The 14,622-nt window shown below is 50.7% G+C and carries 2 protein-coding genes; both read right to left on the bottom strand.

The window, feature by feature from the left end; translation table 11 throughout:
- Nucleotides 1-14: 14 nt before the first annotated feature.
- Nucleotides 15-3,818 (bottom strand): non-ribosomal peptide synthetase, encoded by a 3,804-nt coding sequence (locus GNE05_RS09775; RefSeq protein WP_160182711.1) that lies wholly within the window; start codon nt 3,816-3,818, stop codon nt 15-17.
- 18 nt (nt 3,819-3,836) lie between these two features.
- On the bottom strand, nt 3,837-14,612 hold the full coding sequence (locus tag GNE05_RS09780) for a non-ribosomal peptide synthetase (RefSeq protein WP_160182712.1): 10,776 nt from the start codon (nt 14,610-14,612) through the stop codon (nt 3,837-3,839).
- Nucleotides 14,613-14,622 lie beyond the last annotated feature (10 nt).

A 14,622-nucleotide genomic window follows, 5' to 3' on the forward strand; every position in this document is an offset into this window, starting at 1 on the left:
CATTCTGCCGGATGTTACAGATTCCGCGCCAAGCGTCTTCCGCTGTTTGCAATGATGTCCAGTATGACCTCAGCATTTTGCTGTGCAAAGGCGGGTTCAAACATATCTTTATGGGCGCCCCCGCCTTGATATTCCTGATAGAGTCCCGTTGTGGCGCCTTCCCATTTCATCGGCTCGGTCTTATCACTGTGCTCTTCCTTTATGCCGGCCTCGATAAAATGGAGGTTTGCCGCGATTTGGCCGTCATTTATCAGTTCCGCCCAGTACGTTTGATAGCGCTCTGTCTTTTTGATGACCGCTTCTCTGACGGCTTCCGGGACGTTGTCGGCTGTTGCGTTTGTTGGCTGCTGAGGCAGTGCGTCAAGCTTTCTGTACGCGTCTGCGATAATGACGTCACTGATTTCTAAGCCGCGCTTTTCCATCGCTTTTGCCGCCTCGAATGCCGTATTGCCGCCCGCTGAATATCCGAAGAGGATATAAGGGCCTTCCGGCTGGATTTCCAGCATTTTATCAATGTATTGTTCCATTCTGCTGTCTTCTTCAATAAAGTTAAAACCGTACACAGCAGCCCGTCCATTTAATGCCTCCGCAAGATCTTTAAAGAAAATGCCGAAACCTGAGATAGGCGGAAAACAGAAAAGATTACGGCCTTTCGGCTGGTTCAGTCTGCTGATATGCTGCTCTGCAGCTTCTGACAGTGTGCTGGAATATAGCTTTTCAGCCAATTGTTCAATTGTCGGATATTCAAATATCATTTCAATCGGCACATCCATCTGCTGCCTGGTCTTCAGCTGATGAATCACTTGCAATGCTTTCAAAGAATGGCCGCCCAGTTCAAAGAAGTCATCCTGTATGCCCAGCTCCCCGCAGCCGAGGATCGGCGTCCAAATGTCGATCAGCTCACGCTCCACCCAGTTTCGTGGCGGAACGGCTTTTGATAACGTTTTTTTCCGTTCTGGCGCAGGCAGCCCGCGGCGGTCCACTTTGCCGTTTGCGGTAAGCGGCATACGGTCAAGCTTAATCACATACTGAGGAATCATATAGTCGGGAAGCGACCTGGCCAATAGAGATCGAATGGTTTTTTCTTCAACATGCGCGCCCGTATAATACGCACAAAGGATTGCTTCTTGTCCTTCTTTTGCTACGATGACTGCCGATTCCCTGATTCCATCTATTTCAGTCAAGCGCGCTTCAATTTCGGCCGGCTCGATCCGCTTCCCGCGAATCTTGAATTGACGGTCAATACGGCTGATGTATCCGATGCTTCCATCAGGCAGCCAGTGTGCCAAGTCGCCTGTTTTGTAGATCTTTTCTTCAGGATGAACCGGATGGCTGACAAACGCTTCACTTGTTAAGTCAGGCCTGTTTAAATAGCCTTTGGCAACCCCGTCACCGCCGACACAAAGCTCACCGGGCACGCCGATCGGCGCAAGTCTGCCATTTTTATCAATGATATATGCGGTTGAATTGCTGATCGGTTTTCCGATTGGAATCGGCTGAGAAAAATCGTGCCTGATTTCGTAAAAGGTAGAAAATGTCGTATTTTCCGTCGGTCCGTATATGTTATAAAGGCTGAGATTCGGACAGCGGTGTCTGACCTTATTGATAAGCGCCGGGGACAATGCTTCTCCGCCGACATATAAGGTGTGCAATCCAGAAAACATCTCCGGATCTGCCTGGGCAAACTGGTTAAAGAGCGCTGTCGTCAAAAACAAAATCGTAATCCGGTTGGATGAAAGATAATTGCCGAACCTCTCAGGCGCAAGCATTGTCGAGCGGTCAACCACATGAAGGCATGCTCCGTTCAAAAGCGCACCGAAGATTTCAAACGTCACTGCGTCGAAACCGATGGACCCTGTCAGAATGAGACGGTCCGACATGCCGGCCGACGTATAATTGCTGTTTGACACGAGCGATACGACGTTTCGGTTGGAAATCATCACGCCCTTCGGTTTTCCTGTTGAACCGGATGTATACATAATATAGGCAAGGTCATCAGGTGCTGTATCGGTATTCAGTTTTCCCGCATCAGCGGTTTGTTTTTCAGCTGCAGCCGGGATAGAGATGATGTGAGAAAAGTCAAAGTCAGTCTCAATCCCTTTTTGCACCGTTAACAGCTGTGCTCCGCTCTCAGTGAGCATATCGGCGATCCTGTCGGTTGGCAGTTCTGCATCAAGAGGAAGGTACGTCCCTCCCGCTTTCAATACAGCGAGAACAGCGATGATAAATTCCGGTGAGCGTTCGGCCAGAATCCCGGCAATTCCCTTTGGCGCCAAACCGTTTTCCAGCAGGGTGCGGGCGAATGCAGTTGACCGTTCATCGAGCTCCCGGTATGTCATCGTCAGCCCGCCGGCGTGAAGCGCTTGATGGTCCGGGGTTTTCTTCACCTGTCGGCTGAACAGGCTGATGATGCTTTCGTCTCTTTCATAAGTTGTTTTCGTGTCATTAAATTCGCCGATTATTCTTGATTTTTCCTTTTGTCCGAGCATCGGAAGCCGATCAGCGGGGACATCGGGATTGAAGGCGGCGCCGCGCAGAGCTTCTTCCAAGTGTCCTTTTACGCTCTCTATCCATACTTCGTCATAAACGTTCGCATTGTAGCTGAATTTGATGAGCAGCTCATCGCCGGGCGCTATGATGAGGTTAAAATCGTAGCCCGATTGTTCCGACACGTTGACATTCCCGATCCGGAACGGTGCATCCGATTCCTTTTCCGCGTCTTTCATCTGCTGCTGAATCGGATAATTTTCAAACACGATGATATGGTCGATTAAATCCTGTTTCAGCTCAGTCTGAGATTGGATGTCAGCAAGCGGATGGTAGCTGAACGCCTCTGAATCAAGCATTTCTTTCTGGCAGCGGCCCAGCAGTTCTCTAAAGCTTTCATCACCCGTTTTAATGCGTACCGGCACGGTATTGATAAACAGCCCGATCATGCTTTCCACGCCGTCAATGACGGAAGGCCGCCCTGATACGACGGCGCCGAATACGGCATCGTCCGTCCGGTTGTAGCGCTGCAGCATCAGGCCCCATACAGTCTGCATAAGAACCGCGAGCGTAGCGCCCTCTTCTTTGGCGATGGTTTTCAGCCTGTCTGTCAGATTTTGATCTAAAGAAAACAGCAGCTCTTTCTTACGGTAGCCTTTTTCCTGAGGACGGGCCGATATTTTCGGGAGTCCTGAGGGTGTCTCGCAGCCTGCTAAATATCCTTTCCAATACTCAGAAGCCGCGTCTTTGTCCTGATCAGTCAGCCATGTAATATAAGTGCTGTAAGGCTTTGCGGGCGCCAGTGTGACGGGTGAGCCTGATTCAATCGCCCGGTACATATGCATGAATTCCTGAAGGACGATGCCGAGGCACCAGCCGTCCATAAGGATGTGATGGTGGCTCCAGACGCATACATATTCCTCGTCTGCCGTTTTAAACAAAGAAACACGCATCAGCATATCCTTTTGCAAGTCAAAGCCTTTTAAGCGGTCACGTTCCTTAAATCGCTGTAAATAGGCGCTCTGTCCCGCTTCGTCCAAATGTGTAAGATCTTCGCGGTGCAGCCGGAATTCCCGCTTACGCAGCACAACTTGGCGGGGGCCGTTCAGCTGAGCGACATGAGGTAAAAAAACCGTTCTGAAAATATCGTGGCGGCTGATGACAGACTGTACGCTTTGCTCAAACAATTCCGGACGAAGCCGGCCTTTTATGGTGAAGACGGATTGCTCGATATATGCAGCCCCCTCCTTTTGCAGAAAGGAATGAAAAAGCATTCCTTCCTGCATTCGGCTGAGGGGATAAATGTTTTGGATATTTTTCGTTTTGTCCATGTGTTCCTCCCGCTCGGTTTAGTGGAAGCTGAGTAAGTCGGCAATATCCTGCAAGGCTTCCTCAGTCAGCTCCCGATCATCAAAGTCACTGACGGTCTTCTCCGTATCGGTTTTGCTGAGGCAGTGTTCCGACAGTTTCAGGAGATAATACCGGCAGCTTTCGGACAGCCGTTCGATCGTATCTTGCCGGAAGCGCTCCGTTTCATAGGAAATGCTGACGGTCATCCGGCCTTTTGCCGCAATCGCGCTGATTTCAAGTGACTGCTCCCGTTTCCATGTATCTGTCACATCATCTCCGCCTCCCAAAGGAGAAAACTGAAACGCGTCAGGCTGTTCCGTTTCTGCCGGATTCCCGCCGGGCGCATCGAATTGTCCGAGATAATTAAAGCTGATCTCCGGTGCTTTCCCGAAAGTCATCCCGGCAAGCTTCGGCGGTGTTAAATATTTGAGGACGCCGTATCCGTTCCCTTTATCCGGAATGCGCCGCAATGTGTCTTTGACGTTTTTCAATGTGCGAATTTCATATTCTTCATGAGGTTCATAAACTCCGCTCCGGAAAAGCACCGGGTAAATGGAAGTGAACCACCCCACCGTCCTGCTGATGTCCGCACCTGCCTGCTCCGATTGGCGTCCGTGTCCTTCAAGGGCGATTTTCAAAGCGTGCCGCGGCGACCACTTTTGAACGGCAAGCACGGCGGAAGCCAAAAGCACATCTTGCGTATCCGTATTGTAGGCGCTGTGCACATCTTTCAACAGGGCGTCCGTTTCACTTTCTGTCAGAGTGAAGGATACCGTGTTCCGTTTTTTTGCAGGAGTTTGAGATAAATCTGCCTGCTCGTAAGGAAGACTTTCTGTTTCATAGTGTTCAATCTCCCGCCAATACTCCGCCTGCTGAAGAAGCTGTCTGCTTTCGGCATAATCGGCCAGCTGCTCCGTATATGTTTTGAATGACATGGTTTTCGGAGGGAGTTTGATTTCCTGTCCAGAGACGGCCTGCTCATAAGCAGAAGCCAAGTCTTCCAATAAAATCCGCCATGATATCCCGTCGACAGCGAGATGATGGACCGTCAGAAACAAGTAATCTTCTGCTTCGGAGCGGAACAGCCCCGCCTGTACAAGCGGCCCGTTCTCCAAATCCATGTTTCTCTGAAGCTCTGCGACGCGGCGTTTTACAAAACGTTCCTTCTCATGCTCATCGCCTTCCGTTTCTAAAATGGTCAGGCTGTAAAGCTGCTCATCTGCGAGGTCAGCCGGTCTGTTGAAGAGGAGAAGACCTTTCTCTTCGTCTTTTTTGCAGACAAGGCGCAAGGAATCATGATGAACGGTAATGGCTTTTAACGTTTTCCTCAGGGCCTCTTCATCTATTGAATTTGTTCTCGTCAGCATGACGGACTGGTTAAAATGGTTTGCTTCCTTCATGTCTTGTGTGAAGAACCATTTGTGGACCGGCGACCACTTCACTTCTCCTTCTGCAGGAGCTTGGCTGACCGGCTGCCGCTCTGTACGGATATAAGGCGCCAGCTCTCTAATTGTCGGCCGGCTGAAAATATCTTTTACGGCGATTTGTTTTCCTGCCTGATGTAATCGGGCTGATACTTGCAGGGCTTTGATGGAATCGCCGCCCAGTTCAAAAAATGATTGATCCGCGGCAATGTTTTCAGTCCCGAGCACTTCGCTCCAAATCGCGGAAAGCTCTTTTTCCATGTCGCTTTCAGGCTCGGTAAATGCCCGTCCGGTGTGCGCTTTTTTCCGCGGCTCAGGAAGCGCGCGGCGGTCAAGCTTCCCGTTCGGTGTGACAGGCAGGGCTTCAAGTGTTTCAAAGAACGCCGGCACCATATAAGCGGGCATTTCATTTCTGAGCGCCTGCTGCACGGTTTCACTTTCCGTTCCTTCTTCTGTCACGATATAAGCGCATAGTTCCGTTTGGCCTGCTGATGCGGGCAGAGCGGTGACGGCTGCTTCTTTGACACCTTTTATGCCTGTTAAGGCGGATTCAATTTCTTTCAGTTCCACCCGGTAGCCTCTGATTTTGACTTGCTCGTCCATTCGGCCGATATATTGCAGCGTGCCGTCCGGCAGCCATTTTGCCAGGTCGCCCGTGCGGTACATGCGCCGGTTCTTCCGGAACGGGTCTTGGACAAAGGCTTGAGCCGTTTGCTTAGGAAGATTGCGGTACCCTCTTGCAAGGCCGGAACCCGAAATGCAAAGTTCTCCCGTTACACCGATCGGCTGCGGGTGATCCCCGTTTAAAATATAAACGTGTGAATGCTCAATCGGACGGCCGATCGTAATGTTCTCACTTTGTTCTATATGTCTTGCCGCTGTAGTGGCGACGCTGTTTTCCGTCGGTCCGTACTCATTGGCAAGCTCAGTGTGTGGACAAACTGATAAACTGCGGCTGATAACGTTTTGGTCGACGGCTTCTCCCGCTAATGTGACAATCCGGAGAGACTCGGCATCACCCGGCTCCAGTACGTCAAGCAGTGTGCGATACAGCACGGGAACAATGATCATGTGAGTGATGCGGTAAGATGCAAGATAGTGTTTAATAGCAAGAATATCTTTCGCTTCATCTTCAGCTAAAACGGCCGCTTTCGCACCGGAAATCAGCGGTGTGAACATGCTTGTTACAAACCCGTCAAATGAAAATGAAAAGAGCTGAAGAATCGTATCTTTCTCATTCAGATCATAAAATCCGCTCCGCCATTGAAGGGTTTGGCTGACGGAACGATGTTCGACCATAACCCCTTTCGGCCTGCCTGTCGTCCCGGATGTGTAAATGATGTAAGCCAAATCTTCCGGTGCTGATAATGACTGAACCGGTGATGCGTCTTGTTCTTGGATATCCTCCAGTGCGAGCACTTCACCTTTAAAATGATCAGGCACTTGATCTATTGCGCCGTGTACGGTAAGGAGAAGCGCTGTGCCGCTGTCTGAGATGATATATTGCTTGCGTTCCTCCGGATATTCAGGATCTATCGGGACGTAGGCGCCCCCGGCTTTCCAAACCCCGAAGACTGCCGCGACTTGTTCCGGTGATCTTGGTATCACAATGCCGACGGCGGCATCCGGTCCGATCTGCCGTTTTTGCAGAGCTCTGGCGATTTTATTCGACCATTCATCTAATTCTTTATATGTGATTAAAGTTTCCCCGCTGATAAGGGCTGCCGCATCCGGTGTTTTTCGTGCCTGGGTGATGAACAGTTCATGAACTGTTTTTTCAGGCAGCTGTTGATCCGCCATGCCGTTAAAGTCCGAAAGAATCCGGTCCCGTTCCGGAGCAGTCAGCATGCTGATCGCTTGTATAGAAGTTTCCGGTTCACGGACAATGTGTTCAAGCATCGTCATAAAGTGGGAAGCCCAGCGCTGCATCGTTTCTTTCCGGAATAAAGACGCCGCATATTCAAACAGAAAATGAATCTGTCCCCCGCCTTCAGAAGCCTGCAAAGTGACATCAAATTTGGAAACCGGACGGGACACGTCCGCAGGCTGAATATGCAAACCGTCCAACAGCAGTTCCTCATGCTCCATATTCTGAACGACAAGCATGGCGTCAAACAGCGGATTGCGGCTTGTGTCCCGCTGTACGCCGAGCCGTTCCACAAGCTCTTCAAACGGATAGTCCTGATGCTCATACGCCTCAAGCGCCGCCTGGCGGACTTCCGCCAAGTAATCGGTAAACCGTTTGTCTCCTTTCGGCTCTGTTCTGATGGCCAGCGTGTTGACGAACATGCCGAGAATCGGTTCAAGGTCTTTGTGCGGGCGCCCGGCAATCGGCGAGCCGACGATGATGTCTTCCTGCCCGCTCAATCTCGCGAGTAACGTATTGTACGCGGCGAGAAGCACCATATACAAAGTGGAGCCGTGATCCCGGGCGATGCGGTGAAGGCCGGATGCCGTTTCAGCGTCAAGCGTGCACGATACGCTGCCGCCCGCAAAGCTTCTGACAGCCGGACGGGGCTTGTCAGCCGGAAGCTCAAGCACCGGAAGCTCTCCTTCTAGCCGCTTCAGCCAATACGCTTCCTGCTTCTGGTGTCCTTCTTTCTCCTGAAACGACCGCTGCCAGACGGCATAGTCTTTATATTGAAGGCGCATCGGCGCAAGCGAACGGCCTGCGTACAGCTCGCCGAATTCTTTAATCAAGGTGTTGACGGACACACCGTCAGAAATAATATGATGCATATCCGTTAATAAAAGATGACGTTCGTCGGATTCTTTCACGAGGGCCGCACGGAAGAGCGGCGCTTCCTCCAGACAAAACGGCCGGACGAATGCGTCAGCTGACTCGGCCTCATCCAGCTGAAACGGTACGCTGTCATGGAAGCGCTGCACCGGTTCGCCGTCAGGCCCCGTTTCAAAGGACGTTCTGAGCGACTCATGCCGCTCCACAAGCTGCCGGAACGTCTCCTCCAGCCGGCCGCGGTCAAGCGGGCCCGTCAGTTCCAGCACAGCCGGCATATTGTAGCCGACACCGCCGTCTTCAAGCTGTTGGAGCACATACATCCGTTTCTGCGCCGAAGACACCGGGTAGGTGTCCTGTTTTTTCGCAGGCTGAATCGCTTCATACGGGCTCTCTTCCAAGTCCTGAATAACCGAAGCAAGCTCTTCCACCGTCGGCCGGGCGAAGATGTCCTGTAACGGCACCTGAACACCGAACTCTTTGGCGATGCGGGAGACGAGAGCCGTCGCTTTTAACGAATGGCCGCCCCGCTCAAAAAAGTGATCCCGGATGCCGACGGGGCCGTTTTTCAGCACCTCTTCCCAAAGGGCGCAAAGCTTCATTTCCGTGACGTTCCGCGGGGCGGTGTACGCCTGTCTGTCTGCCGCTCCGCCGGGAGCCGGCAGCGCGCGGCGGTCAAGCTTTCCGCTCGGCGTGACCGGCCATTCGCTCATCTCTATGAACTGAGCCGGCATCATGTAGGCCGGAAGGCGTGTCGCAAGCTCCGCCCGCACGTCATCGCTTTCCCGTCCTTCAATATAGGCGTAAAGCGCGGTATCTCCGTGTTCGTTCCGGGCGGTGACCGCCGCCTCACGAATGCCGTCGATGCGCCGGATCGCCGCTTCGATTTCCCCCGGTTCAATCCGGTAGCCGCGGACTTTCACCTGTCCGTCTGAACGGCCGAGCCATTCGACAAGGCCGTCTTCTGTCCAGCGTGCGATATCGCCCGTCTGATACATGCGCTCTCCCGGATAAAACGGATCATCGAGAAAGCGCTCCTCCGTCAGCTCAGGCCGGTTCAGATAGCCCCGGGCCACCCCTGTCCCCGCGATGTACAGCTCTCCGATACAGCCCGGCGGCAGAAGCTGTTTCTTTTGATTTAAAATATACAGCCGCATGTTATGTCCGGAAATGCCGATCGGAACATTGTGAAATTCTTTTCCTTGCGGCAAATCAAAGTACGCCGCTTCTACTGTCGCTTCCGTCGGACCGTAGGAATTTGTCAATTCCGTTCCCGGCAGAAGGTCATAAAAACGGGAAGCCAGGTGCGGGCCCAATTGTTCGCCGCCGACAAAAACCCTTTTTAAGCAGGTCTTTTTGATCGGCTGTTTTCTGGAATTTATATATTCCAAGAAAGCATGAAGCATGGATGGCACAAAATGGGCCGCTGTTATGCGGTTATTCTCCAATGCGTTCAGTATCATTTCAGGGTCCTTTTCGCCTCCTTGCGGAAGGAGGAAAACAGAAGCTCCCGCGATCGGCCACCAAAACAGCTCCCAAATCGAAGCGTCGAAAGAGTATGATGTTTTATGCAAAATGATGTCAGAATCACTTAATCCATAACGCGTTTGCAGTGAGTATAAAAAGTTTACGGCTGACTGATGTTCAACCTGCACGCCTTTTGGGCGTCCCGTAGAACCGGATGTATAGATGATATAAGCCAATGAATCAGGTTTTACCGGAACATTGGGGTTGGCCGCAGCTTCAGGGTTTCCTGTTTGTCCGCTTTTCAGAGAGATCATTTCTCCCTCAAAAAGATCTGCAGCCAAAAGTTCTGGTTCTGCCAGTAAGAATTTCACGCCGCTGTCTTTCAGTAAAAAGCGAATCCGCTCTTTGGGGTAATCCGGATCAATCGGCAGATATGCACCGCCTGCTTTTAAGACAGCGTAAATGCCGATCAGCATGTCAGGAGAACGCCGGCCCATAATGGCAGTTTTATCCTCCAGCCTTATCCCCCGCTTGATCAGCTGATGCGCAAGCTCGTTTGCCCTTTCGTTCAGTTCCTGATACGTAATCGAAATGTCATCAGTTAAAATCGCCGGACGGTCCGGCGTTTTTTCCGCCTGCTGTTCCAGCAGATCATGAAGAGACTGATGAAGCGGAAACGCTGTTTTCTGCAAGGGGCTGAAATCTTGAAGCAGAGACACTTCTTCTTTTTCTGTCAAAACAGAAATATCGTCTAATTCCAAACCCGGATCAGCCGCGGCGTTTTCGGCAAGTGTCGTAAAAAATCCCGTCCATTTTTGAATCGTTTTTCTCTTAAACAAATCGGTGCTGTATTCAAACTGGCAGTACAATTCACCGGCGTTTTCAGAGATGTACAGCGATAAGTCAAATTTAGAAATCGGCAGGCTGACGTCTGCCGGCTGCAGTTCAAGTCCGGATGCCCTAAGCTTCTGCTGTTCCATATTTTGCAGCGCAAATGTTGTGTCAAACAGCGGATTTCGGGACATGTCCCGCGGCACACCGAGCTTATCGACGAGCTCTTCTAACGGGTAATCCTGATGTTCGTAAGCCTCAAGCGCTGTTTGGCGAATTTCCTTTAAATATTCTTTGAATGTCATGCTTCCGTCGGGACGCGTCCTGAAAGCAAGCATATTGACAAACATGCCCAGAACGGCGTCAAGGTCGGCATGAGGCCTTCCTGCAATCGGAGACCCGACGATCATATCTTCCTGTCCGCTTAAACGGGCTAACAGAACCGTGTACACACCAAGCAGCGTCATATACAGTGTGCATTTGTTTTCTTTCGCCAGCTTTTTCAACTGTGCTGTATGTTTTTCGCTGATGACAAATGACACCCGGTCACCGGAAAAGCTCCGCACCGGGGGACGCGGCTTATCAGCCGGCAATTCAAGCACGGGAATCTCACCGGCAAGCCGGTTCAGCCAGTACTCCTCTTGTTTCCGATATGCGGCGCCCGCCATAAATGATTGCTGCCAGACGGCATAATCTTTGTATTGAATCCGTAACGGCGGCAGACTTCTCTCAGCATACAGCTCACTGAATTCACGTATCAAAAGATTGACGGATACGCCGTCTGAAATAATATGATGCATGTCAGCTAAAAGCAGATGCCGGTCTTTTTCTATTTGGACAAATCCCGCCCGGAAAAGGGGCGCTTTGCCGAGATCGAACGGCCGGATAAACGCTTCGGCTGATTGTTCTTTTGTAAATGCAAACGGCACTTCGTCATGAATTCTCTGCACGGGCAGGCCGTTTTTTTCTTCAAAGGACGTTCTGAGCGGTTCATGCCGCCGGATCAATTCCTTGAACACGGCTTCCATCCTGTCTCGGTCAAATGGCCCCTTCACCTCTAAAACGGCTGGAATGTTATAGCTGACACCGCCATTTTCAAGCTGGTGAAGGACATACATCCGTTTTTGGGCGGATGAGACAGGATATGTTTCTTTCATTTCTGTCTTTTCTATGGATGCGAACGGGTTCTCTTCTGTTTCACTGATGATTTTGGCGAGTTCTCCTACAGTCGGATGGCTGAAGACATCGCTCAGCGGGATTTGCACACTGCACTCTTTAGCTATTTTTGCAACGAGTGCCGTCGCCTTTAATGAATGGCCGCCAAGCTCGAAAAAGTGATCGTGAACGCCGATCGGGCCGGTTTGAAGCACTTCTTCCCATATGCGGGTAAGCTTCAGCTCGGTCACATTCCGGGGAGCTGTATATCGACGGCCCGCTGCGTACGCCGAAGCTTCTGGAAGGGCCCGCTGATCGACTTTTCCGTTCGCAGTGAGCGGAATCGCGTCAACAAAAGCCCATTTGACCGGAATCATATAATCAGGCAGCTCTTTAGCCAAATCTCTTCGCAGCTGAGAAGGATCAGTCGCTTGTGAGACGCTGCAGTAAGCGCATAATTCATTTTCGCCCGACTCATTCGTTTGAATCAGAACGGCAGCTTCTTTCACGGCATGATGATTTGCCAGGACGGTTTCAATTTCCTTCGGTTCAATCCGGTACCCTCTGATCTTCACTTGATCATCTGTCCGGCCGATGTATTCAATTTGGCCGTCCGCACGCAGTCTTGCCAAATCTCCGGTCCGGTACATGACGGCGTCCGTTCTGAACGGATCAGGCAAAAATTTCTCTTCGGTCAGCGCCGGATTGTTCACATAGCCTCTTCCTGTATTCGCTCCGGAAATATACAATTCTCCCGCAATTCCGAGAGGCTGAAGCTGCCTGTTTTTGCTGAGAATATACATCTTGTTATGATGGATCGGTTTCCCGATCGACGGATGTTCAGGTATGTCATCTCCCGCAGAAATCGTATACGTTGAAACCACATGAGTTTCTGACGGGCCGTAATGATTATGCAGATGCATACCGTGTAAACGGAGCGTCTGCCTGAACAAACGCGAAACGGTCAGCTGCTCCCCGGCCGTAATGACATGCTTCACACAGCGGGGAAAAGACTGTGCATAACCTTCTTCATTGAAAAGCATCTTGACAAACGCAGTCGGGAAAAACACCACTTCCGTGTTGTGCTGATCAATAAACGAAAACAGCTGAGAAACATCCCGTTTGATTGATTCCGGCACGATACAGAGGGTGCCGCCGCTCAAGAGTACTGAAAATAACTCCTGATAGCAGACGTCAAACGCCAAAGATGCGTACTGCAGCACATTTGTGCAAAAATCAATGTCTGTGTTCGTCAATTGGTGAGAAAGCAAGTTGGCCATATTTTTATGTTCGAGCAGCACGCCCTTCGGTTTCCCTGTCGTACCGGATGTATAAATCATATAAAGGAGGTCGTCCGCCGTATTAATGGATTGCACTTTGCTTCCGTCCGCTTCCGTCCCGGCCTCTTCTATGTATGTAACTTGCAGCGTTTGTTCCGCGGGGACTGACTGATGCCGCTCTGTTACAACATGGACGCAGCCGCTGTTTTCAATGACATATCGGATACGCTCCTTTGGACTGCCCGGATCTATCGGGACAAAGGCGCCGCCCGCTTTTAAAATACCGAGAACAGCCGCCGCTAAAGAAGGGGAACGGCCGAGCATGACGCCTACCGGCTCCTCCCGCTTTAAACCGCGTTTTTTCAGCAGGCGTGCCAGCTTATTAGCCGATTCGTTCAGCTCTTTGTACGTCACTGACTCACCTTCATACCGAATCGCGATTTGATCCGGCGTTTTTGCGGCCTGCCGTTCAAACATTGCATGAACCGTGTCATATTCAGGCTTTTCGGTCTCTTCAGAAATCGGCGCAAGCAGCTGCACTTTTTCCTCTGGAGTGATGATTTCAAGCTTGTCCGGCGTGATGTCCGGTTTGTCGAGAACTTGGGAGACGATGTGTGCCAAATGGCCTTTGATATTTTCGATAAATTGGCGGTCATACACGCTTGAATCGAATCTCATTTTCAAGTGAATCTCGTCACCCGGCGCCACCATCAGGTAAAAACTGTAATTGGTTTCGTCTTCCATGCTGAAATCATGGATGTGAAAAAGGTCTTTCGTGTCCCCCTTGCTGTTCAGCACATCAAGCTCCTGTTCAACCGGATAATTCTCAAAGACGAGAATGTGGTCAATTAAGCCTTGTTTTACCTGTGAATTCGCCTGTATGTCATAAAGCGGATGATAGCTGTAAGCCTGTCCTTTCAAAGCGTCCTTTTGCACGTTTTTGATCAGCTTTTGAAACGGGATGTCCGCCCCGCTGATCCGGACAGGCACGGTATTAATGAACAGGCCGATCATTCGCTCGATGCCTTCGATTTCAGACGGCCTTCCGGAAATGACAGAACCAAAAACCGCATCTTCTGTCTGGTTATACGCCTGAAGCAAAATGCCCCAGAGCGTGTGGAAAATGGTGCTCAGCGTGACCTCTTCTTTTACGGCCAGCTCTTTCAGCTTAGCCGTGTCCTCTTTTGAAAAGGAAAACGTCACTTCCTCTTGTCTGCTTTTACCGGCTTTTTTCTGCTTCGGCAGTACAGTCTGCTGTTCAAAGCCTTCAAGATACCGCTCCCAGTACGAAGCGGCTTTTTCTTTATCTTGCTCCATCAGCCACTTGATGTAGGTCCCGTACGGCACAGCAGGCTCAAGCGTTAACGGTGTCCGGCGGAGCCGCGAGGCGTATATCTGGAAGAACTCTTTCAGCACGATTCCGAGACACCAGCCATCCATAATGATGTGATGGAAACTCCATATGCACGTATATTCACATTCTCCGGTTTGAAGCAGCGTCACCCGCATCAGCATGTCTTTTTGCAGATGAAACCCTTTCTCACGGTCTCTTCGTTTGGCTTCTTCGATATACTTGATTTGATCAGCCTTATTTAAATTAGTGAGATTTTCCTCAATAATGCTGACGTTCCGCTCTTTTAATACAACCTGCTGCGGCACTGACACGTTCTGGCTGATAAAGATCGTTCTGAAAATATCATGTCTTTCAAAAAGGGCATGAACGCTCTCTTCAAACACGCGGGTGTCAACCTTCCCCGTTATTGAAAAGGAGGCCTGCTCGGCGTAAGCCTGTGATTCCTTTTGCAGGAGGGAATGAAAAAGCATTCCTTCCTGCATATAAGACAGCGGATAAATATCCTGAATTGCATTCTTTTTTGTCATGTTATAATCT

The sequence above is a fragment of the Bacillus sp. AM1(2019) genome, from assembly GCF_009906915.1.
In the GTDB taxonomy this organism is placed as follows: Bacteria; Bacillota; Bacilli; order Bacillales; family Bacillaceae; genus Bacillus; species Bacillus velezensis.